A 23708-nucleotide genomic window follows, 5' to 3' on the forward strand; every position below is an offset into this window, starting at 1 on the left:
GCTGGTTAAAAGTCGAAATAATTCCTTTTTAATAAACGTGGTCTTCCCATTAATTCTTCGTATGTTAGTTGTTTTGGCAAATCTTTCGTATAAATTAAAAATAACTGATCTTCAATTTCTTTTACTGTGTGATCTGATTGATAGTCCATTCCACATGAGGAACAAGAAATACATGGTGTCTCTTGGATTTCAATGGCTTTCGTACCATCTGGTAGTTCCCAATATACAGTATTCAAGCTTTCTTTCGCTTCTGTACTGTCACACCACATACAATTCATACTGCATCACCCTCGGTTTTTTTGTCATTTTCTTCTAATTTTGCCATTTGCGCTTGATATTTTTTATCTTTTAATTGGTCGCGCTTATCACGTTTATCTTTTAAAGATGCATGCGTGTCATTATCTTCATAGTCTTTACGACGGGTCATACGCTGTAAGTCGTCTGGAACAAGGTTAAATTTCTTATCGCTCATAAGACCTGCGATACCAACATCTGAACGTTTTTCTTCGTAGTTTGGATAAATCTCTTTAAAGTATCCTTCCGCTCTTCCTGGGATGTAGCTCTCTGGCTCTGGATACGTCGTAATAACACCTTCGAAGTTACGAAGTACCACTTTATCTGCACTTTGTGAGATTAAATAGTTTGGCTGAAGCGCAATTTTACCGCCACCGCCTGGTGCATCGACAACGAATGTCGGAACCGCATAACCAGACGTATGTCCGCGTAAGCCTTCAATAATTTCAAGACCTTTCGATACTGGTGCACGGAAATGACCGATACCTTCTGATAAGTCACATTGATAAATGTAGTATGGACGTACACGGATTTTTACTAAGTCATGCATAAGTTTTTTCATAATTGGAACGCTGTCGTTAATACCAGCTAAAATTACTGCTTGGTTTCCGACTGGAACACCTGCATTCGCTAACATTTCACATGCTTTTTTCGATTCTTCTGTAATTTCAATAGATGTATTAAAGTGCGTATTTAACCATACTGGATGGTATTTTTTAATAATGTTACATAAATTCTCTGTAATACGCTGCGGGAATACTACTGGTGCTCTCGTTCCAATACGAATAATCTCGACATGCGGAATCTCTCGTAAACTTTTTAATACATATTCTAAAATTTTATCGTTAATTAGAAGACCGTCACCACCAGAGATTAATACATCTCGTACTTGTGGTGTATCACGAATGTAACCGATCGCATCGTCTAATTGTTTCTTCGGTACACCCATTCCAATTTGTCCACTAAAACGACGGCGTGTACAGTAACGACAATACATAGAACATTGATTCGTTACTAAAAATAATACGCGGTCTGGATAACGATGCGTTAACCCTGGAACTGGTGAATCTTCATCTTCATGAAGAGGATCTTCTAAATCATATTTCGTTTTATATAACTCTTCCGAAATCGGTACTGATTGCATCCGAATCGGACAGCGTGGATCATCAGGATTCATTAGCCAAGCATAGTACGGTGTAATGTTTAACGGGATCGTTTTTGTTGAAATTTTAACGCCCTCTTCTTCTTCAGGTGTTAAATTAATTACTTTCTTTAAGTCATCTAACGTTTTGATCGTATTCGTTAATTGCCAAACCCAATCATTCCATTGCTCTTCAGTAACATCCTTCCATAATTCGATATCCTTCCAGTGACGATTTGGTTTGTATACATCATGTAACATTGCTATTCCCCCTTTTTATACGCTCATCCTTTATATAAGCAATAGTTATGCCAACTTTACATTGTTGATAAGTAAATGTGCGGAGAACCCTATTACATAAGCGAAAAAATATTTTTAAGCGTTTTATGAAATCAATACTTAACATCATATTCATTACTTTTTATATATGTAAACGCTCTTTTATTGGTGCAAACACACAAAAACCGCCGATTATTCGGCGGTTTTGTCGTACTTGCTCAGTTTATATTGAAGCGTTTGACGAGGGATGCCTAACATTTTTGCAGCTTGTAATATATTCCCTTCCGTTTCAATTAACGCTTGATCTATTAATTCCTTTTCCGTTTGATGAAGTGCTTCTCTAAGTGGTAAAACGCTCTTCTTCTTTGGAAGATTCTCTTTCCGAAATGTACGTGGTAAGCAATTGGCTGTTAATGTATGCCCTTCTGCGATAATGACTGCATGTTCAATCGTATGTTTTAACTCACGAACATTTCCAGGCCATTGATAAGCTTGTAATCTTTCTTTCGCTTCCTTATCCATTTGAAGTACACCTTTTTTATAACTTTTATTATATTCTTTCAAAAAATAAGAAGCTAATAATACGACATCCTCCGTTCTTTCGCGTAACGGTGGGATATATAACGAAAAGACATTTAATCTATAATATAAATCAGTGCGAATTTTATTCTCCCTTAAACATACTTCTGGTGGCTGATTCATTGCGGTAATAACGCGAACATCTACTTTTCTTGTCTTATTATCACCAATACGACGAATAACCCCATCCTCTAATACACGTAGCATTTTTGCTTGTAAATCGAGCGGCATTGAATTCAATTCATCTAAAAATAATGTCCCTCCATCTACAAGTTCAAATAACCCTGCTCTTTCAATTGCACCTGTATAACTTCCTTTAGTCGTTCCAAACAATAAACTTTCTAATAGCGATTCCGGCAACGCTGCACAGTTTTGTGCAATGAATGGCTTATTTTTCCGTTTAGAAGCTTCATGAATCGCTTGTACAAATAGCTCTTTCCCTGTTCCTGTTTCCCCATATATTAAAACATTTGCATCAGTTGGCGCTACTTTTTGCGCTAATTCTTTCGTCTGTTTAAACCGAGCATCATTAGTCACTATCGTCTCAAACGCAACATGCTTTTTAATCACTTTATTGTTAGATGATCGCTTTATTTTTGACTGTAAATCGACAATTGTATCAGTAAGTTGTTGAATTGTAGAATAGTCTTTTGCAATTTCAACAGCACCAGCAATATTCCCATCAATAAATATAGGTAATGTCGTATTTACTGTACAAACGTCTTCTCCGTTTAAATTTTGATAATGCTGTACTTGATGTACAATTGGTTTTTTCGTATCTAATACTTTCATCAATGTACTTGTTTCCCTAGATAGAGAAGGAAATGCTTCTAACAAATGCTTACCTAATACTTTTTCAATTTTGGATCCATCATGTTTTGCAGCAACTGTATTATAAAAGATCGTAATCCCATTTTCATCCACTGCGTGTATGGCCTCATCTATACTGCCCAAAATCGCCTCAATGACTTCTTGTGTCGAAACTGCTAGCAATGTCATCCCCCCTTTTGCCAAAAATTCAGCAAATTAAGCGCCGAATTTTTGGCATCCCTCTGTGCGATTATAAGCATGACGATTCCGTCCTATTATTTTTATGATGCTTATATATTTCTTTCACCTATTTATGATTAGATAAGTCTTTCACCCATATATTCATATCTTCCAACTTATCGAAAATATAACAATTGTTCGCGAGTCTTCCTGTATACGTATATCCTAACTGATGAAAGGCCGCATTCATTCCAAAAGAAAGCGAACGAGCAATTGTATAAGAACAGAAAATCGATTTTTCTTGGAGCTCTTCCTCTAACTTAATGAGTAGACTTTTCATAAACCCGTGTTTACGATATTCAGGTAAAGTAGCACAATTTGTTAATTCTGCATTTCCTTCTTTTATGTTCATTTCTGCGGATGCTGTACTAATGATTTTCCCTTCAAATTCATACACGTAGTAAATTGTATCGTCTTCTCTCATCGTCTGTAATACATAACTCGCTTCATTTAAAGGTGTCGGATACACTTCAAATACTTGTCCAAAGACAGCTGCTAACTCTTCCGCATCCGCTTCTGTCGCTTTTCTTAACAGAAATTCCTTCGGGACTATTTTTTCCGTAACCTCTTTTGCTTTTACACCACTTAAAATGGTATCTTCCTCAGCCCAATGAATACTATTTCGTCTTTCATCATTATTATATTTCACAAAGAAGTATGCATCGTGTCCTTGAAAATAATGTGGTATTGTTGCTTCCAATAAGAAACCGAAAGAGAGCCATGTTGAAACATGCTCTCCCTTTCCTTTTATAATACATTTAGTGAAAGAATGTTTCTCTGCTAGTTCATCAATAGTTTGTATAATGCTCTCAACATTTCCTGTATAGTGATCTACTCGAATACGTTTATTAAAAAAATCTAAAACGCCTTCTACTGTATAGTAATTCGACTGTTCTTTAAAAGATTCATAGTATTTCATTTTTTCACCTCACACCAATCTAGTAATGTACATGCAATAATTTTTGCGGCAGCTATCATTTTATCAACTTCTATATATTCATTTGGATAATGCGCTACTTTCGTCTCTCCTGGTCCAAACACTATCGTTGGTACACCTGCGATTTGTGTAAATAAGCCTCCATCAGTCCCCCACGGAGATGCTTCTATAATTGGTTCGTTCCCTTCGAGTTTAACAAAGTTATGCTGAAGTGTTGTAATCAGTTCATGATTTTCTTCTAGCTCGCCAGGAACCCACCTCGCTCCAAACCATTCTACTTCTACTGGATTTTCTACAAACCAATTGTCCACATCATGTAATTCACCAATCCAACTCTCAAACTCTTCTTTTGCTGCCTCTATAGTCTCATTCGGCGCGATTCCGCATCTTCCTTCTAAAATTAATGAATCGGGAACAGAACTTGGCCAACTACCGCCTTCAATTTTTCCTATGTTAATTGGGATTGGAATCGGAATCCCGTTAAATAACGGATCTGTAATTCTACTATTTCTCTTTTCTTCTAATTTCCTCAAATGATCCACAACGAACATACTTTTTTCAATTGCACTTACACCTTCATAACGCGTTCCACCATGTGCTGCTTTTCCTTTCACATGTAGGCGAAACCACATGGATCCTTGTTGCTTCGGGAAAAACTTCATATTTGTCGGTTCTGGAATAATAACACCATCTGCCTTATATCCTCGCAATATAGTCGCTAATGTTCCTGCCCCTCCACTTTCTTCTTCTATTACACTTTGAAAATAGATGTCTCCTTTTAATTCAATACCCGATTCAATAATTGCTTCCATCGCAAGCATAAGTGCGACATTTCCGCCCTTCATATCCGTCGTTCCACGACCGTATATACGATTCCCTATTTTCTCACCACTATAAGGATGATGATCCCACTGATTCACATCTCCTTCTGGAACTACATCTATATGCCCATTTAATATCATAGATTTCCCATCGCCGCTTCCTTTTAAAGTAGCCACAATGTTTGGGCTGTCTGAAAAGCTTGTACGAGGTGATACAAAATAAGGATGATCTTTCATTTTAGAAAAAGAAGGCTCCCAAATATCAAGATCTAAACCTAACTCACGTAGCTTTTCAATCACAATTGCCTGTGCACCACTTTCATCACCAGATACGCTTTTTTCTTGAATTAATCGCTTTAAAAATTTCACACTTTCCTCTTCATGACTCTCAATATAATCGCAAACCTGCTTTTTTAATTGCTCCATATATTATGTCTCCCCTCATTCAATTACTAGTAAATTCGAGCCAATTTGAAAATCAGCTTCCGTATGTCGTTTTATATCTTCCACTGTGTATGGGCTCATTAATTCTTGTAAAATAAGTCCATCCTGCGTCACTTCCATTACCGCCATATCCGTAATAATTAAATCTACACATTTCTTTGAAGTTAATGGCAATGTACACGCTGAAACAATTTTTGCATTTCCATACTTATCAACATGATTCATCACAACAACGACACGCTTCGCTTTTTGTGCTAAATCCATCGCTCCCCCAATACCTGGAACACGTTTCCCTGGTACAATCCAGTTTGCTAAATCACCATTCTCACTCACTTGTAATGAGCCAAGAATTGTTATGTCTAGTAAGCCTTTTCGAATCATCCCAAACGCTGTGCAGCTATCAAAATAACTTGCTCCCGCAATAAGAGAAGTTGGTAAACCTGCTGCGTTACATAAATTTTCATCTTCATTTCCTTTACTTGGCGTAGGCCCCATACCAACGATTCCATTTTCCGCATGAAACATGACGTTTATATCTTCTGGTAAATGATTCGGCACTAGCGATGGAATTCCAATACCTAAATTTACAATCATTCCATTTTGTATTTCTTTCGCCGCACGTCTAGCAATCTTATCTCTCACTTCTACGCCCATACCCATTTCCAATTCACTCCTTCCGATGGCACGATATAATTAACGAAGACACCTGGAACCACGATTTCCTCTGGATCCAAACTTCCAAGTGGAACAATTTCTTCTGCTTCTACAATCGTTATATCCCCGGCCATAGCCACGTGAGGATTCATGTTACGAGCGCTCTTATCAAACACAAGATTACCAAACGGATCAGCTTTTTTCGCATATACAATCGCAACCTCAGCAGTTAATGCTGTTTCAACTAAATATGTCTTTCCGTTCATTTCAACTGTCCGTTTTCCCTCTTCTACAATCGTATCCAAACCAACGTCAACCAAAACTCCACCAAGCCCAACACCTCCAGCGCGAATACGCTCTGCTAATGTTCCTTGGGGAGAAAACTCGATTTGTAACCTTCCTTCGTTTAGCTGTCTTCCTGCATTTGGATTTGAGCCAATATGAGAAGTAATTAATGATTTTACTCTTTCATTCGTAACGAGACGACCGATGCCTACATCAGGAAATCCCGTGTCATTTCCTATTAAATTTAAATTTGTAATTCCTTTTTCTAAAATAGCCTGTATTAAAGATGGAGGGGATCCAATCCCCCCAAATCCCCCAAACATTAATGTCATATCATCGTGGAACAAAGAAATTACTTCATCTATCTCTTTTAATTTATCGAACGTATTTGTAATTGTTGTCATGCGATACTATGCCCTCCTTTTTGCATCATTTCTTCTACACTTTTTGCAAAAATTGAAAGTAATTCATCTAACTCGGAATATGTAGTTGTCATTGGCGGTGCTACAAGCAGTGCACTATCTTCTTTTCCTGCTTGCCCTGAAACAGCTTGGTATAAAAGAAGTCCATTTTTAGCTGCAACCGAAATAAGTTCCGAAGCCTTTGTAAACGGTTGCAATTCTACTCCAATCAGCAACCCTTTTCCGCGCACATCAGCAATGATTGTCGATTGTTGCTGAACTTTCTGTAATCCTTTTATTAAATACTCTCCCTTTTCCGCTGTTTTTTCAGGTAGATTATGTTTCTCCATATATTCAATAACAGCTAAAGCTGTTGCTGCCGACAATGGATTCGCACTTAACGTATGCCCACTCATAACAGAACGTGATCCTCGTAAAATCGGCTCCATAACACGGTCACTTACAACCGTCGCTGCCATCGGTGTATATCCAGCTCCTAATCCTTTACCAAGTGTCATAATATCTGGTTCTACACCCCAATGCTCCATTGCAAACCATGCACCAGTACGACCAAGCCCAGTCATTACTTCATCAGCAATAAATAAAATATCGTAATGACTACAAATATCTTTAATAACTTTATAATATTCTTTCGGCGGAACAACTGCGCCTCCAGCTGCTCCAATAATCGGCTCAGCGATAAAAGCTGCAATATGTTCTGCTCCAATTCTTTCAATTGATCTTTCTAGTTCAGTCGCACAAGCAAGCTGACAAGTTGGATATACCTTTTGCACCGGACATCTAAAACAATATGGAGCCGGAATAGTTGGATAATCTTCTAAAATTGACACGAAACGTTGTCTGCGCAGTGGATGCCCAGACATTGATAAGGCTCCCATCGTAATGCCGTGATAACTCATCCATCTTGACATAATTTTATGTTTACCTTGAATACCACGTTCCTGAAAATGCTGAATTGCGATTTTCATAGCTGTTTCATTCGCTTCCGTACCACTATTCACAAAAAAGCTCCAGTTCAAATCTCCTACACTTAAATCACTTAACTTCTTTGCTAATTTTTCAGCTGGCTCACTCGTAAACTGTGATCTATAAACGAAAGCAATCTCCTCTGCTTGCTTTTTAATAACGTCTGCAATCTCCTGTACACCATGCCCAATACCTGCCGTAATTGCTCCTGACGAACCATCAAAATATTTATTACCGTTCTGATCATACAAATAAACACCTTTTCCATGTGAAATCATTGGATACGGCTGACCAACAAGTGGTTTAATTAAGTAATCGCGCATAGCGCTCCCCCATTTCTCCAATTTGTATATATATATGAAGAAAATTGACGTTTCTTTCATAAAAAAGAATCCTCTGCGAAAGCAGTGAATTTATCAAAAAACTATTATAAAATATACAAATGAGTGCTAAGTATCAATTTTAAAAACAGAAAATTCAGAACTCTATTCAAAGACCAACCCTTATTTATACGCTCAAATAACCCTCCCTTATATAAAATTAACACTCTACTAAATATTTTTCTAACATAATGCCAGCTTCCCTCAAATGCCGGCATTGTGTAAACTTCGACGAAACTCCCTTTAAACTCCTTCCTATTCTCCTACTTTATATTGCATATTTTCAAACAAATCTCGACAATTAATCCTACTAAATGCATAGCAATTATTCTTAAAGCAACCGATATTTCACATACATTCCCCTTCGTTTTATACAACAAAAAAAGAACCGATTAACCACATTAATCAGTTCGGCACGACGCTCTTTTTTCAGTTAATACCGTCACTTGCTAAAATAAATAGAAACAGCAATACTTCAAATTTAAAATGCATCCTACAGCCTTTCGCACAAAGTTCTCCATAACTCCGTTCACCATTACTATCGGGATATCCCCACTCCTTTCCTCATAGTCAAACTACCTTTCCTTTATAATTTATGTAGGACAATTATCACTTTGTATGTGTATTCGCCTATAATTTAAAAAATCCCTAGTTTGACATGCTTTCGATTTACCGATTGATACTTAAAAACCAAGTTTTTCGCATAACCTCTTTCTCCCTTCGCATATAGTTTTAATGATGATAAAGGAGGAATGTTCATGTCTCAATCTGAAATCGAAAAATATGGACAAGAAGCTGCACGTTACGAACAGCTCGCTCGTTACTATCAATTTCATAATCCGAAAAAATATGTAGAACTATATATGAAATATTATGATGCACTTACGAAACTTGTACAGGCATATGAAAAAAGAGATGCACAAGAAGCTGCTTTACCGTCACACATAAGATTTTTCCACTCAGCTTCAAATACACCTGCAGTTGATATTTTAGTAAACGGGCAAAAGGTTATTAAAAACATTTCATTTAAACAATTTAGTCCCTATTTAACATTAGTGCAAGGTAAATACCGTATAGATATCGTTCCTGTCGGAAATGAGACTCCCATCTTTTCAGCTTTAGTACCAATAATGGGAAATCACACTTATACTTTTGCCGCAATAAATAGTGATAATCATATACAATTACAACCTATGCTTGATAATACACATTTACCAGCAGGCCAAGCAAAAATACGATTTGCGCATTTTTCTCCAGATACGCCTGTCGTAAATGTAGATTTAAAAGGTGGAGATCATTTATTTGAAAATGTACTCTTTAAACAAATAACAGATTTTTTAGAAGTTAGTCCTGGTACAGCAGATATTGAAGTTTCACTCGCAGATAATCCAAGCGTCTTGTTAACTATACCGAATTTCAAAGTGGAACCGAATATTATTTATACAATTTCCATAGTGGGTTACTCCTCTAAAGATCCTAAATTAGAAACCGTTATTCTTACAAATTAAAACAGTCTACACCATTTATTTGGTGTAGACTGTTTATTTTTGAAATGCAATTTGAAATTCTGTCCAATCGTTATCTGAACGACACATAATGGACCCATTATGTTTTTCTACAATTTGTTTACATACAAACAATCCAATACCAGTTCCTAACTTTTTAGTAGTTACAAATGGTTCAAAAATCGTTTCAACATTTTCTGCAGGAATCATTGGTCCATTATTTTTTATTACAATTCTTATAGATTGATCTTCCTCAAATACATCAATAATAATTTTTCGTTCTTCTTTCATTGATTCCAGAGCGTCGATTGAGTTCATTAAAATATTTAAAAATACTTGTCTCACTTCACTCCGATAGCCAACAAGTGGAATTGGATACGGCAAATTCTTTTCAATTGAAACATTTGCATTGACCAAACTTGGGTATAAGAATTGTATAATATCTTGAAACAAGTCATTAAGCCAAAACCGTTCCGATTCATTCCACATTTCTTTTTTCGATACGAGTAAAAATTGCGAGATTCGAAAATTTAATTGATCTAATTCATGTGAAATGATATCTAAATACGATAAACTAGGATGATCTGTTTTTAATAATTTGACAAACCCCATTATTGAAGTAAGCGGATTACGAAATTCATGTACAAAACTAGCCGACATTTGTCCTAAAATCGTCAGCCTTTCTTTATGTGTTTCGTTAATATATTGCTGTTTTTCTTCTAAATTTCTCGTAATAATTTCCGAGTATTTTAAAACAGTATAATAAATTAATTTGTCAAAACAAGTATGTACTTGAGCCATTATTGGTTTTAGTTCCCGAGCACTTACATCTAATTCACACATCGCTTCAAAAAGTTCATTTCTTCCCACGTTTGCATTATAGACAAAATCTCCAATATTCGCATCTGCTCCCGCACGCTCAATAGCAATTTTCTCGCATAATGGTTGAAGATATTCAATACCTTTATCTTCCATAGTCAGCTCAATAATTAACTCGAATAACTCTTCTCCATTTTGAACTACTTCTTGTTTAAATGGATCTTTTTCGGAAATTATCATTTTGTTTTTCCAGTTCTCTACGAATTGGTGCCTATTGTTTTTCAAGTACGTACAAAATACTTCTTTAATATCCTTATCGATTGGAAAAACCCCCATTCCCTCCATTTCCATACGACGAATACCCTTTATATTTTGAATGTTAACACAAAAAAAGCATTTCGTTAATAGATTATTGTCACATTTTGTTAATATCTGTTGATAAAATTTTTTCGCTTCTTAATAAATTGTCATATTAATAAATCCTGTTTTTCTTCCCCATGTTCAAACTTCATTACATTTCATACAACTTTTTTGCATCCTGCTTCATTCTTGCGTACAATAGAAAATGAAAGGTGTGAAAAATATGGTAAATAAAAATGTGGAAGATTATCTCCAAGAAGGCATTTATGGCCAAAAGCAGAACAAACCAGAAGAACGTAATATGTATTTAACTACATTACGTGAGCGAGTAGAAATCGCTTTAACTATCGGTCAAGTAATGCAAAGTAATGTATATTCTGAAGTAGCTAGTAGCATGCGCTCTTCTCAATCATTACAAATATTCCTAAATGGTGGCATTGCTTACCCACATTTATCAAAATACATTAAATTAGCAAATGAAAAAAATGTTCCTTTCACAATTGTTCAAAATAAAGGTACAGAAACACCAATCGGTTTAGTATTAGCTCACAGCACCGCTGTTGACAAAGAACAAATTTATGTAGAGGATGCTATTTTCAAACAAGAAATGAAGTAAAAGGTACACTTCATTAAATGAAATCGTTCTAAAAAATGTAAAACAAACAGTAAAAAAACGAGTATGGAATCGTAAACATCCCCTACTCGTTTTTTATTGTGATGCTTAAGTTCTATATACTTTATTTTTTAATACATACAAATTTCATTTCTGTCATTTCTTCTATTGCATATTTAATTCCTTCACGCCCTGTGCCACTTTCTTTCACACCACCGTAAGGCATATGATCTACTCTGAACGTTGGAATATCATTTATCATGACACCACCAACTTCTAACTCATCAATTGCACGCATTGCTTTAAACAAATTATTTGTAAATACGCCTGCTTGTAGACCGTAACGTGAATTATTTACTTGCTCTATGGCCTCATCAAATTCTTTAAATGTATTTACTGTCATAAGTGGACCGAATACTTCTTGGCACTGTACAGATACATGCTCTGGAACATTTGTTAAGACAGTTGGTTCAAAAATCCTTTCATCACGTTTGTGACCACCATATAAAACGTTTGCTCCTTCTTTAACTGCTTCTTGCACCCAGTTATCGATACGCTCTACATCTTTTTTCGAAATTAAAGCTGATACATCCGTTTCCTCAATCAGCGGATCACCAACAACAACTGTTTCCATCGCTTTCTGTAACTTCGATAGAAATTCATCCATTCTCTTTTCATGTACAAAAACACGTTGTACTGAAATACAAACTTGTCCATTATTAACAAATGCTCCCCATTTTACACGTTCAATTATTTCATCTGTCAATTCTATATCTTCATCAATAATAACTGCAGCATTTGATCCTAGTTCTAACGTAACTCGCTTTAATCCAGCCTTTTTCTTAATTCCAATTCCAACTTTCGGACTTCCAGTAAAAGTAATGAAAGCAACATCATCATTTGTAACTATTGCCTCACCAACAGTTGAACCGGGACCAGAAATAATATTTAAAGCTCCTTTTGGCAATCCTGCCTCTTCAAATAATTCTACTAATGCGTAAGATGATAATGACGTTTGATCAGCTGGCTTTAACACAACTGTATTTCCGGCAGCAATTGCAGGACCAACTTTATGCGCCACTAAATTTAATGGGAAATTAAATGGTGTAATAGCTCCTATAACGCCTATTGATTTTCGCATTGTATATGCAATACGCCCATCTGCACCAGGTGCTGCATCTAACGGCAATGTCTCACCGTATATACGCTTCGCTTCTTCAGCTGCAAATTTGTATGTCTGAACCGTACGATCTACTTCTCCCCTTGCAGCACGTATTGGTTTTGCAGCCTCTTTCGCAATAATTTCTGCAAATTCTTCTCTTCGTTCATCCATTTTTTGCGCAACCTTCTCTAATATAGTCGCACGATCGTATGCAGATAATTTATTCATTTTTTTCATTGCATTTTTTGCAGAACTTACAGCCTCTTGAACATCTTCTTCCGTTCCTTGTGCAATTTCCGCTAGCGTTTCTTCAGAATATGGTGCATATAATGGTTTATATGTGTTTACTGACTTCCAATCTCCATTATATATAAATGCTTTTTCATATTTCTTCTCCTTCCGAATATATGTATACATTAATACTTCACCTAGTGAAAGGTTTGACTTGTGTCATTGTATCATAGCCCTTACGTCTCTAAAAACATTATGCTCAAAAAAACTCTGCCATATAGCAGAGTCTACGAACTAATTTGTTCTTGTAACGAAATCTGTTTTTCATCTTCTAAAATAACAATCGATTCTACTTTTTTTGTCACTTCTAATCTTTTAATATAATGTCCATCTAATTCTTTCACACAAAACTTATAATTTTCAATTTCAATGGAATCCTCTTCAGCAATCTCTATATTCTTCGTTAAAATCCAACCACCGATTGTATCAACACCATTATCGTCAATCGTTAAACCTAATAACGTATTCACTTCACTAACAAGTACTTTACCCTCTAGTATCGTTTTCGTTTCACTAACTTGTTGAATTTCTGGCTGTTCATCCGTATCAAATTCATCTTGAATATCTCCAACTATTTCTTCTAAAATATCTTCAACAGTAACAAGTCCAGACGTACCACCATATTCATCTATCAATATAGCAATATGCGTTCTTTCTTTTTGCATTTTTAAAAATAAATCATGGATTGGGATCGAGTCGATAACTAAAATAATTGGTCTAATATATTGTTCTACTTTCTTTTTACTAACAGCTTTATGTTGCACAAAATCTGTAAAAATATCTTTAAAGTTTACAAAGCCTATTACGTGGTCTTTGTCGCCATCTACAACTGGATATCTCGTATATTTTTCCTGAGACATTTTTTGCAAAGCTTCTTCAGCAGGCATTTCTTTACTAATAATATGCATCTCAGTTCGAGGTACCATTATTTCTTTTGCAATACGATCATCAAACTCAAAAATTTTATTTACATATTTATATTCAGACTGATTAATCTCGCCATTTTTATAACTTTCTGAAACTAACAACCGTAACTCTTCTTCTGAATGAACCTCATCATGTCCCTTTGGTGGTTTCAGCCCTAGCAACTTCGTAATGACTCGAGCTGATCCATTTAGGATCCAAATAAATGGGAATGCAGTACGATAAAAGAAAATTAACGGCTTGGCAACAAACAAACTTACTTGTTCAGCTTTTTGAATTGCAAATGTTTTTGGGGCCAATTCCCCAATTACAACATGTAAAAAAGTAATAAACAAAAATACTAAAATTACAGCAAAAATGTCTGCAAGCTGAGTAGAAATATTCCAATTTGCAAAAAGCGTGTCAAACATTTGCTTTAATGCAGGTTTACCAAACCACCCAATCCCTAGAGCTGTAACTGTTATTCCTAGCTGACAAGCAGATAAATATTCGTCTAAGTTTGTAATGACTGTTTTGACAGATGTTGCGCGATTATTTCCCTCTGCAATTAAATAGTCAATTCGTGAACTTCGCACTTTAACAATTGCAAATTCTGCTGCAACGAAAAATGCCGTTAAGGCAATTAAAACAATCACTATACTTATACTATATATGTCCAAATACTTTTCCTTACTTACAGTGTAAGCAAGGAAGCCACCTCCTACTTAATTTTATTCAAGTGAAGTAAGCATTCTAATACTCTAACAAAATTCTACATTAGCAACCACCTTTTTATATATTATATGCATACATAAAAAAGATATTTATCATTATGATAATCTAATTCATTTCCCCTCGTCAAATCAAATTCTTTTAACTCTTAAGACAAAACAATTTGATATACACGATATATTTTTCACAATTAAATTTCGTGAAAAAACACTTTCTTTGCCGATTCCCCACTTCTTTTGTCACACTAGAAGGGAACTTACTTCATAGATCGAAATCATTCAACAGGATATATATAGGAGGGATTATTTTGGAATATAAAACACCATTTATCGCAAAAAAATTAGGTGTTAGCCCAAAGGCTGTTGTCCGGATTGCACAACAATTAAATCTTACGATAGAAAAAAATAAATATGGTCACTTTATTTTTACACAAAATGATCTAGAACAAATGTTGGAATACCATCGTTCTCAAATGGAACAGACTGAAACCACTCAGCCTACTCAAAAAACCTCATTAAGTGATGTTGAAGAATTAAAAACTCAAGTAAACACAATTGTTCAAAACTCATCATCGAATGATTTTGAGCAACTAGCTTCTCAATTAAACACCATTTCGAGAAGGCTAGATCGCATGGAAGAGCAAATGCAAGATAAGGCAAATGATGTCGTTACGTACCAACTCTTACAACATCGCCGCGAAATGGAGGAAATGTTAGAACGAATTCAAAAGCTAGAAACCGCCCTCAAGAAAGAAGAACCAATATATATTACTCCTGATTCAAAACCGACATATGAAAGAGAAAAGAAGCCAAAGCGCCGTAAAATGATTTTTAGTATATTTGGATTATAATTTTTAGACCCTTATTTAAACAATAAGGGTCTTTTTTTATAAAGAATTATATCCTATTAATATCATTCTCTATACTTATACATATTCACTTCTCTTTATTTTGTTAACATAATATTTTTACTGTATTCTGCAATTAATGCTTGCGCATGTGCATTCCCTTGAATTACATCGCGAAATTCTTTTAAAGAATACAAATGGGTAACCCCTTTTCGAGCATGAATTCGTACTGGTACACCTTGTAAAGTATCATGAAACTGAAATGGATTATCAATCGGCTCAATTGGAAAACCGAGTGTAAGTAAATACATATACATTCTTTTTGTAACTGCTGCAATATACCATTCCGCTTTCGTTTCTAATGCATGCACAAATAAAATAGCTGTTAACCTTTTGAAATGCCCTCTCCCACGAGACGTTTTCGCAATACTTAACTTACCTATTTCATACACATTCTTCAAATCTTTCACTAGTTCATTTTTAGAAAACGGATAGAAAAACTCAGAATTCGATTGTTCGGGTACCGTATACTTAATACATTCTACTGTACCAATATGATGTTCATCCTCTATTAATAAAAATCGTGATGGATTTAAATTACGTTCTACAAACATTAAGTTTCTTTCTTCACAAAAATCTCCCCATAGTTGCTCGAACCAAAAATGTTCTTCCTTTGTTTGAACACGCTGGAACATATTTAACCGCCTTTCCCATCGCCGCTCTGTTTTGACAACGCTTTCACTATCTATCATATAAGAACAAATCTTCGTATGCAACTAAAAATATTTATGACTTATTATATTCTGCAAAATGAATTAAATTCCAACATAATCGTCTTTTATCCCACATGCACAGTTCTTTTCTCAACATTTGTGTCTCATTTTACAAATTCAAAACACATCGTGCATCTGTCTATACAGCATATAATTCTTCTTAATCTAAAAAAATCCTTTATGAAAAAGGATTTCTTTTACTACTTTATACTTTTTAACCATTTATCAAAAATTTGAACCATTCCATGTTTTCCAGCTAATTTCTCTTCCCCTTGTTTCGTTTTATATGGATATAATTGCAAGAAAACACCGCATCCAGATTCAATTTTTTTACTATGCATATGACTTCCTGGATATACACAGATAACTTCATAGATTGCCCTTCGATGAAATACTCGCTTTCCATTCTGTTCTTCTACATACTTTATAGACCAGTACTTATACATTTGCTCAGTTGCTTTCGTATTTCCAACGTGCTGAAAAATATTGTACATTGGGCTATACTTCACTTCAATAATAATAGAGGATTTATATACGTATTTCCCTTCCTCCCTCACATAACCGTCTAAGCGAATATCTGGCTTTTTTGTATCTTCACCATTATAAAAATTACTCCCCTTACTTAATGCAATAAGAGGATGTGTTTCAATTAAGTCATTAAATGCGACATGTACCATTATATCCTCTTGATGTAAGACTACTGTCGTTCCATCTTGTAATCCATCTACATAAAAATGTTCTTGTATTTGTTCACGAATGGAATGCTTAGCTTCAAAACCAATTTGCTGCAGCATTGAAATAACGATAAAAAAAGCGTAATATTCATACACTAAAAACGTTGGTTTATATACAAATAGTAAAGATGGTGATTGTTCTATATGTTGTGGAAGTAAATCTAAATGATGCAGTAATTGCTGATGTGGTATAGGTAAATCATTCGCACTCATATTACCCGTTTCCGAAACTTCTCTCCAAAATGGAGAATACATTAAAGTTTTAAAGTATTGTACACTTCCATGCACAATATGCGCTAATATTTTATACTCTTGTATTTTCACAGAGTTTTTCCGTACATCCGCTTCTTTTAGTAAATGTATATTTTTATATTTTTGCTTCTCTCTATCTGTCACAGATCCATTTCGCTCAATTGTTTGCATAATCGTTTTAACAGCTTGAAATTCTTCTAATTTTTTCTTTTTTGCTCTTTCTAAAATTTCAATTGTTTGACGTAAAAAACTTTCGGCCTCAAGTAGATACTGATAAAATTGCATCGCTTTAAATTTAAGAAATGCATTTTCCTGACTATTTTTTTGTTCTATAAACTTGCGGTTATAATATTTTGCATAAGGTTTTCTTTCCGCCATTATGGTTCCTTTTCGTGTTGCCTTCCGTTCCTTCGTTTCCCATTTATATTCATGTATAAATTTAAAATTCGATTCTATCTTCTTAAAAATTTGCTTTATCTTTTTCATTTTTTGCGGCAACTTTCTTAGTAACACTAAATAAGAAGAATCCTCAATATCGCTTAGTGCAGAGAATGTCTTTTTATAATAGCCTCTATCTAAAATTAACTCATTTAAAATGGATTTTACATAGTTTTGAATCATTTCAAATTGATCATCAAAAAAATTTTTTGGTACGACTTGAAAAGCACCGTAATACGTTTTATCTTCTATACGAACTTCAAAATGATATAAACCACATCGCCATGGATAAAAGAACTCCGTTTTTCCGTGTTCATATATTAATACCCTTTGTTTTTTTTCATTTATTTCGTATTGTGACTCTTTTATATTTTTTTGCCCCTCGTACACTTTATTCCATATAAAAGTTATATTCACTGGATTCTCATAATAGTAATGCAATCTAATCGGTTTTAATTCTTGTATTTTATAAATACATTGAACTAATGCTGTAGTAGATGTACAAAGACGATTTAATAAAATATGATCCCCTTTTCCTTCTGTCCCAATAATTAACTTCAATACAAAAGGGAGTGTTTCTTTCGTATCAACAATTTCTGTTTTATACTGCTCTTCATTTCGCATATCCATACAACTCCAGTTCTCTACGTTTTTCTCTTATATATGCTAAAGAGTGTTCAAATGTAGAGACTCTGTTTGCAAGTGGAGATTGCAAAAGAGGTACTAAAGTCGCTCCTCTTTTTACTTCTTCAGAAAGTAATGAGCCAACCGTCATTTCAGTCCCTCTTAATTTCGTTAGTACACGTTGCTTTATTTGTAAATCAAAACCCTCTTCCCTACTGATCATATAAGAATGATTATTTTGGAACGGTATATTTTGCAAGTAAGTAGCAATTGCATTTGCACATCGAAAAGAAATTCCCTTTGACGCATCATGTGATGACAATACAACATGCAACTTATCTAATAGCTCCAACTCTTCCTCTGAAAACACCTCAATCATCGCTTTATTTCTAATCCAATTTATCCGAAATTCTCCCGCTGTTACTTTCAGAGGTGGTTGTAATACAGCTTTCTCTTGTGCAATACCCATCTCACAAAACGGAATTTTTTGTAGAGTAATTAAATTTGTTCGATCTAATAATCGATCGGAGAGCTCTTTCGTTGTTTCATCAAAGTTTACAGTACCTACAAATATAATATTTTCTCCGATTTCAATTGTTGATGGAATTTGATTTTCTTGCTCCTGCGCACCCACATACAAATTCAACATACGATTTTTCTTTTCTAGTTGAAGAACCGATAAAAATGGAGTAAACCAATGCTCAATATGTGACATATTCATTTCATCAAAGACGATTATATACAATTGATTTTGATTTTCTTTCGCCTTCATTAACGCTCTAACTAACTTTGTTTCACTTTCTATAAAAGTACCATTTGGATGAAGATATCCAAGCAAATCATGCGGTTCTTGGTACGAAGGAGAAATCGGAATCCAAATCAATTCTTCCCCATACTGTAATCCAAGTGCTTCTGCATAAGCTTGCACGAAACGCGATTTTCCAACGCCCGGTATTCCACCAAGAATCGTTAACATATTTGTTTTCGCACTGATATGGAAGTTATAAATATCCGTTTCATCCAAATATAGCCCTTTATTGCGCACCATACTTTGTACATACTGTAAAAAGGATAATTCACGCTCATCCCATTCCCATTCATCTTTTTGTACTTTTATATCCTCTATTTCAACTAATTTACCTTCTTCAGTTATTCGTTTTTTTAATTGCTCATACACTTGATCACTTACAAAATACAATTGGTCTTCTACGGCTATTTCTACATGCTTCATCCAATCATTAAAGTCTATATATTTGCATTCCCGGTTCTGTTCAAAATACGCAATGGAACTAATCGATGACTTTAATGCTATATTTCCATATAACCTTCCATCGTGCCACAATAATTCGGGAGGCTCAAAGTCTTTCGGGAATTTTGGCATAAGAAATGATAAATAACCTTTACTAAGTTTTCGTTCTAAAGACTCTCCTTTTTTATAATCGGAAATTTTAGGGGCTGGAATCATTTTATAACCAGTAGCTATTTCTCTCGGTTCTTCTGTACATATTAACTCCGCATACACATTTCCTCTTTCATAGTAGAGACGAAACATGACCAATTGCTTTTCTAACTTTCTTTTCTTTAATTCCAAAAAGATTTTTTCATTTTTTTTATTACTACATAACCCTTCAAATACATAATGTTCATTTTTAAATTGTTCTTGTAAAGTGAATGGTACCGGTGATAGACATTTTACAAAGAAATTTTCTCCATTCTTCTCTCTCTCCGCTTTTACAAATGTTCCGATAAACCTCATATAGTACATTCGTTTTATAAAGCTTGGCTGAAGAGCTTTATGTAATTTCACCTTAGTCACCTTCTTTTTTCATACTATTCTTAGTGTATGAAAGAAAAGAAAAACTAGAAATAAAAAACCTGACGTTATCCGTCAGGTTCATAATTAAAACATATATTAATGAGAAGGAAACGCTTTTTTCTCCTGTAAAATAGCGTTGTGAGCAATTTTCATTTTAGCAAGTACGTATCGTAATCGATCTTCTGCATTTTCATCTTTATTTTGCTGTAATCCCGCTAAATTCTCTACAGAACTCGCTAAATTTTCAATCACTCCTCGTAGTTCAGGATGATGATTAAAAAAGATTCTTGTACTAATACTTTCCTTAACTCGCTGGCTAAATCAATTATTCGAGACAACTGTTCTTTTTCTTCCATTTTCATCCCTCCTGAATATCTTATGTATTAAATATTCTCCAAACAAAGAAAAAAGCCCTTTAAATGAAAAGGACTTTTACATTTTTATATTTCCAGTTAACAACATATAAAGAGATGTGACAGCTGCAATTACAATTGCCCACATTACATATCTCTCTATGCCAGTAAAACAACGATTCCCTTTTTCTTTTCTTGCATACATGTAAACAATGATCCCGATTCCATATACGATTGAAACGAGCAATAAATTCTTCAAACCAGCTGCATAAATAAGCCATACAGAGTAAATAGAAGCAATTAAAGCTAGCGAACCATTTTTTACTTTTGCATCTTTTAGTTCATTTGTAATTACCAATTTAAATTGGAATAAAGCTGATAATAAATATGGTACTAAAATTGATGTTGATGCTATGAAATACATAATTTGATATGTTGATTCTGAAAACAGAACGATTATAAATATAGTCTGGGCAACACCATTTGAGATCCATAATGCCATATGCGGCGTTTGCTTTTTATTTGTTTTCGTAAAGACTTTCGGAAACACACCATCTTTTCCTGCTACATGAGAAATTTCAGAAACAAGTAAAAACCAACCAATTAGTGTACCTACTAGTGAAGCAACTAAACCGATGTTAATCGCAACTGCCCCCCATGGTCCAACAACATGTTCTAATACATGTCCCATTGACGGGGTTTCTAAAGCGGAAAGTTCTCCTCTTGTCATCGCTCCCATTGATAAAACTGAAATTAAAATATATATAGACATTACTAAAATTAATCCAAGTACTGTCGCTTTTCCAACATCTCGGCTATTTTTCGCTCTTCCAGATAACACAACTGCTCCTTCAACCCCAATGAACACCCAAAGAGTTACAAGCATTGTATTTTTCACTTGACCAAGTACAGAGGAAACTGAAATTGTTCCTTCTCCCCAAAAGTCATGTGTAAATGTATCCCAACGAAACGCCGTCACCATTACAACAATAAATAATACAATCGGAACAAGTTTTCCTATTGTTGCGATAACATTCATAATGGAAGCTTCACGAATTCCAAATAAAATTAGAAAATGAAGTGTCCATAATAAAAGTGATGCACCTACAATTGACGCAACATTATTTCCCCCTTTAAAAATCGGGAAGAAATAACCTAATGTACTAAACAGCAACATAATGGTTGCGACATTTCCTAATATTCCTGCTAGCCAATATCCCCACGCACTATTAAATCCAATATATTCACCGAAACCAGCTCGTGCATAACTATAAATTCCGCCCTCAAGCTCCGGTTTTTTTCTTGCTAACGTTTGATATACGAGCGCAAGTGGGATCATTCCCATCGCTGTAATACACCAACCGATTATTGTTGCACCACTATTTGCTCCTACTGCTAAATCATGCGGTAAGCTAAAAACACCGCCACCAACCATTGTTCCAACTACTAATGCGATTAATGGAAAAAATCCTAACTTCTTTTCTATTTGTACCACCCCATCTGTCATTCTAGGTGTTATGTTCGTTCAACTATTAAAGTCACCTTTTTCTCTAATAGACGTTTCTCTTATATTTTTTCAGGAAAACATTACTTATTCTAAAAGAAAATGAAGAAAAATGGAATACTTTTTTGAAAAAATGTATAAGTATGCACAAAAAAACCGTTCATTTTGTAATGAACGGTCATTTTAGACAGATAAATTTGTATATTTATTGTAAAATTAACGAAGTAACTTCTCTTTTTGTAAAAATTGTTTTGCGACTTCTTCGCTACTTTTACCATTTACATTTACTTCATAATTCATTTTTCTCATTTCTTCATCTGTAATCTTTCCAGCCAATTTATTTAATACTTGTTCAAGTTCAGGATATTTCTGTAATGTCTCTTTTCTTAATAATGGTGCCCCTTGATAAGGCGGAAATAGCCCTTTATCATCTTTTAACACTTTAAGTCCGTATTGCTCCAGTTCACTATCTGTTGAATATGCATCAATTACGTTAACATCCCCAGATTGAATTGCGCTATAACGTAGCTTCGGTTCCATCGTTTTCACATTTGAAAACTTATAGTTATATAACTTTTGCATACCTTTATAACCATCTTCACGATCAGCAAATTCTAATGTAAATCCTACTTTAGCACTTTGTGCAACATTTCCTAAATCAGAAATTGTATTTATATTATTTTGATCTGCTATTTTTTTCGGCATAGCTAATGCATATGTATTGTTATACTCCATTGGCTTTAACATTTTCATATCATATTTCTTTTCCATTCCAATGCGAGCCTGTTCATATACTTCCTCACGATTTGTGCTCTTCGGTTCTTCTTTCACAAAAGTAGATAAAGCTGTTCCCGAAAATTCAGGGTATATATCTACTTCTCCGGATTTTAGCGCTTCAAATACAAATGCTGTTTTTCCAAGACCTGGTTTTAATTCTACATGTAAATCGGTATCTTGTTCGATAAGTTGCTTATACATTTGGATTAAAATTTCAGGTTCTGATCCAAGTTTGCCGGCAATAACAATATCTTTCTTTTGTGTATTCCAAAGAAATGGAGAAGCAATCATTATACAAACAATACATATCGTCAATATAACACGCTTAGAAGAGCGTTTTGGACTCTCAAGTACTCGAAGCACTACATCAAAGAATAAAGCGAGTAACGCGGCTGGTACGGCCCCTAAAATGATAAGTCCATGATCATTTCGATCGATACCTAATAATATGAGTTTACCGAGCCCACCAGCACCTATAAGAGCTGCTAATGTAGCCGTTCCAACAATTAATACCATCGCCGTACGAATACCGGCCATAATAATTGGTAATGCAAGAGGAAGCTCTACCTTCCACAGTCTTCTCCAGCTATTCATCCCCATAGCTCTTGCTGCTTCTATTAGAGATTCATCTAATTCCCGTATCCCTGTATATGTATTGCGTAAAATAGGTAATAGTGCATACACAACTAATGCAATAATGGCCGGAAGTTTTCCTATACCTACTAACGGAATTAATAGTCCGAGTAATGCAAGTGATGGCACCGTCTGCATAACTGCAGACGTCCCGATTATAAATTCAGCCATTCGTTCTTTTCTCGTTAATAAAATGCCGAGCGGCACCGCAATCATTACTGCAAAAAATAGTGAAATAAGTGATATTTGTAAATGCTCACTTAATGCACTTAATAATTCTATTTTTCGTTCTTGGAACGTTTGAATAAAATCAGTCACTG

The 23708-nt window shown here is 34.8% G+C and carries 18 protein-coding genes and 2 pseudogenes; 3 read left to right on the forward strand and 17 right to left on the reverse strand.

The features are described from left to right. Positions 1-5: 5 nt before the first annotated feature. The 8 genes from EUC40_RS14985 to EUC40_RS15020 form a co-directional block, all read right to left on the reverse strand. The gene (locus EUC40_RS14985) at positions 6-278 is read right to left on the reverse strand and encodes a YokU family protein (RefSeq protein ID WP_000995763.1); all 273 of its coding nucleotides are present in this window, start codon (positions 276-278) and stop codon (positions 6-8) included. Continuing rightward, entirely contained in the window at positions 275-1696 is a 1422-nt protein-coding gene (gene kamA, locus EUC40_RS14990; protein ID WP_071709534.1) for a lysine 2,3-aminomutase, read from the reverse strand. The genes EUC40_RS14985 and kamA overlap by 4 nt, the downstream gene beginning before the upstream one ends. Before the next feature lie 210 nt (positions 1697-1906). Beyond that, positions 1907-3292, reverse strand: coding sequence for an arginine utilization transcriptional regulator RocR (gene rocR, locus EUC40_RS14995; RefSeq protein WP_079999564.1), 1386 nt, complete (start codon positions 3290-3292; stop codon positions 1907-1909). A 118-nt stretch (positions 3293-3410) separates the two neighbouring features. Next, a complete protein-coding gene (ablB, locus tag EUC40_RS15000; RefSeq protein ID WP_156575844.1) occupies positions 3411-4262 on the reverse strand; it encodes a putative beta-lysine N-acetyltransferase in 852 nt (283 codons plus the stop codon). Next, positions 4259-5527, reverse strand: coding sequence for a peptidase (locus tag EUC40_RS15005; RefSeq protein ID WP_000436686.1), 1269 nt, complete (start codon positions 5525-5527; stop codon positions 4259-4261). Before EUC40_RS15005 ends, ablB begins: the two co-directional genes overlap by 4 nt. Before the next feature lie 15 nt (positions 5528-5542). Then, positions 5543-6205, reverse strand: coding sequence for a CoA transferase subunit B (locus EUC40_RS15010; RefSeq protein ID WP_071709531.1), 663 nt, complete (start codon positions 6203-6205; stop codon positions 5543-5545). Continuing rightward, positions 6190-6888: an acetate CoA-transferase subunit alpha gene (atoD, locus tag EUC40_RS15015; protein ID WP_071709530.1), complete on the reverse strand. Its 699-nt coding sequence runs from the start codon at positions 6886-6888 to the stop codon at positions 6190-6192. Before atoD ends, EUC40_RS15010 begins: the two co-directional genes overlap by 16 nt. Beyond that, complete coding sequence (locus EUC40_RS15020) at positions 6885-8195, reverse strand: aspartate aminotransferase family protein (RefSeq protein ID WP_001205901.1); 1311 nt, start codon at positions 8193-8195, stop codon at positions 6885-6887. The genes atoD and EUC40_RS15020 overlap by 4 nt, the downstream gene beginning before the upstream one ends. An 815-nt stretch (positions 8196-9010) precedes the next feature. Between EUC40_RS15020 and EUC40_RS15025 the strand changes: the two genes are divergently transcribed. After that, positions 9011-9760, forward strand: coding sequence for a DUF4397 domain-containing protein (locus EUC40_RS15025; protein ID WP_156575845.1), 750 nt, complete (start codon positions 9011-9013; stop codon positions 9758-9760). Positions 9761-9793: 33 nt separating this feature from the next. Here the strand turns inward: EUC40_RS15025 and EUC40_RS15030 are convergent, their stop codons facing one another. Beyond that, positions 9794-10927 (reverse strand): BA2291 family sporulation histidine kinase, encoded by a 1134-nt coding sequence (locus tag EUC40_RS15030; protein ID WP_336576876.1) that lies wholly within the window; start codon positions 10925-10927, stop codon positions 9794-9796. A 232-nt stretch (positions 10928-11159) separates the two neighbouring features. Between EUC40_RS15030 and EUC40_RS15035 the strand changes: the two genes are divergently transcribed. Beyond that, positions 11160-11552, forward strand: a complete 393-nt coding sequence (locus tag EUC40_RS15035; RefSeq protein WP_071709528.1) for a YueI family protein — start codon at positions 11160-11162, stop codon at positions 11550-11552. Between the two features lie 121 nt (positions 11553-11673). Here EUC40_RS15035 and EUC40_RS15040 read toward each other — a convergent pair. After that, positions 11674-13097: pseudogene (locus EUC40_RS15040) on the reverse strand (aldehyde dehydrogenase family protein). Positions 13098-13229: 132 nt separating this feature from the next. Next, positions 13230-14585, reverse strand: a complete 1356-nt coding sequence (locus tag EUC40_RS15045; protein ID WP_071709527.1) for a hemolysin family protein — start codon at positions 14583-14585, stop codon at positions 13230-13232. A gap of 359 nt (positions 14586-14944) precedes the next feature. Here EUC40_RS15045 and racA point away from each other — a divergent pair, with 359 nt between their 5' ends. Beyond that, a complete protein-coding gene (racA, locus tag EUC40_RS15050) occupies positions 14945-15487 on the forward strand; it encodes a chromosome-anchoring protein RacA (RefSeq protein WP_071709526.1) in 543 nt (180 codons plus the stop codon). Between the two features lie 95 nt (positions 15488-15582). On the opposite strand, the gene EUC40_RS15055 is transcribed toward racA, so the two are convergent. The 6 genes and pseudogenes from EUC40_RS15055 to EUC40_RS15080 all read right to left on the reverse strand — a co-directional run bounded on the left by EUC40_RS15055 (position 15583) and on the right by EUC40_RS15080 (position 23706). Beyond that, entirely contained in the window at positions 15583-16179 is a 597-nt protein-coding gene (locus tag EUC40_RS15055) for a hypothetical protein (protein ID WP_071709525.1), read from the reverse strand. A gap of 278 nt (positions 16180-16457) precedes the next feature. After that, positions 16458-18305 carry a hypothetical protein gene (locus EUC40_RS15060; RefSeq protein ID WP_071709524.1) on the reverse strand — a complete coding sequence of 616 codons (1848 nt, stop codon included), beginning with the start codon at positions 18303-18305 and terminating at the stop codon, positions 16458-16460. Next, entirely contained in the window at positions 18295-20112 is a 1818-nt protein-coding gene (locus EUC40_RS15065; protein ID WP_156575846.1) for a DUF8727 domain-containing protein, read from the reverse strand. Before EUC40_RS15065 ends, EUC40_RS15060 begins: the two co-directional genes overlap by 11 nt. Positions 20113-20217: 105 nt before the next feature. Next, positions 20218-20477, reverse strand: a pseudogene (locus tag EUC40_RS15070) (LemA domain protein). A 76-nt stretch (positions 20478-20553) separates the two neighbouring features. Next, positions 20554-21981 carry an arginine-ornithine antiporter gene (arcD, locus tag EUC40_RS15075; RefSeq protein WP_071709522.1) on the reverse strand — a complete coding sequence of 476 codons (1428 nt, stop codon included), beginning with the start codon at positions 21979-21981 and terminating at the stop codon, positions 20554-20556. 213 nt (positions 21982-22194) lie between these two features. Beyond that, positions 22195-23706 carry an ABC transporter permease/substrate-binding protein gene (locus EUC40_RS15080; protein ID WP_156575847.1) on the reverse strand — a complete coding sequence of 504 codons (1512 nt, stop codon included), beginning with the start codon at positions 23704-23706 and terminating at the stop codon, positions 22195-22197. Positions 23707-23708 lie beyond the last annotated feature (2 nt).

It is taken from the genome of Bacillus luti (assembly GCF_009739945.1).
GTDB classification, from domain to species: domain Bacteria; phylum Bacillota; class Bacilli; order Bacillales; family Bacillaceae_G; genus Bacillus_A; species Bacillus_A luti.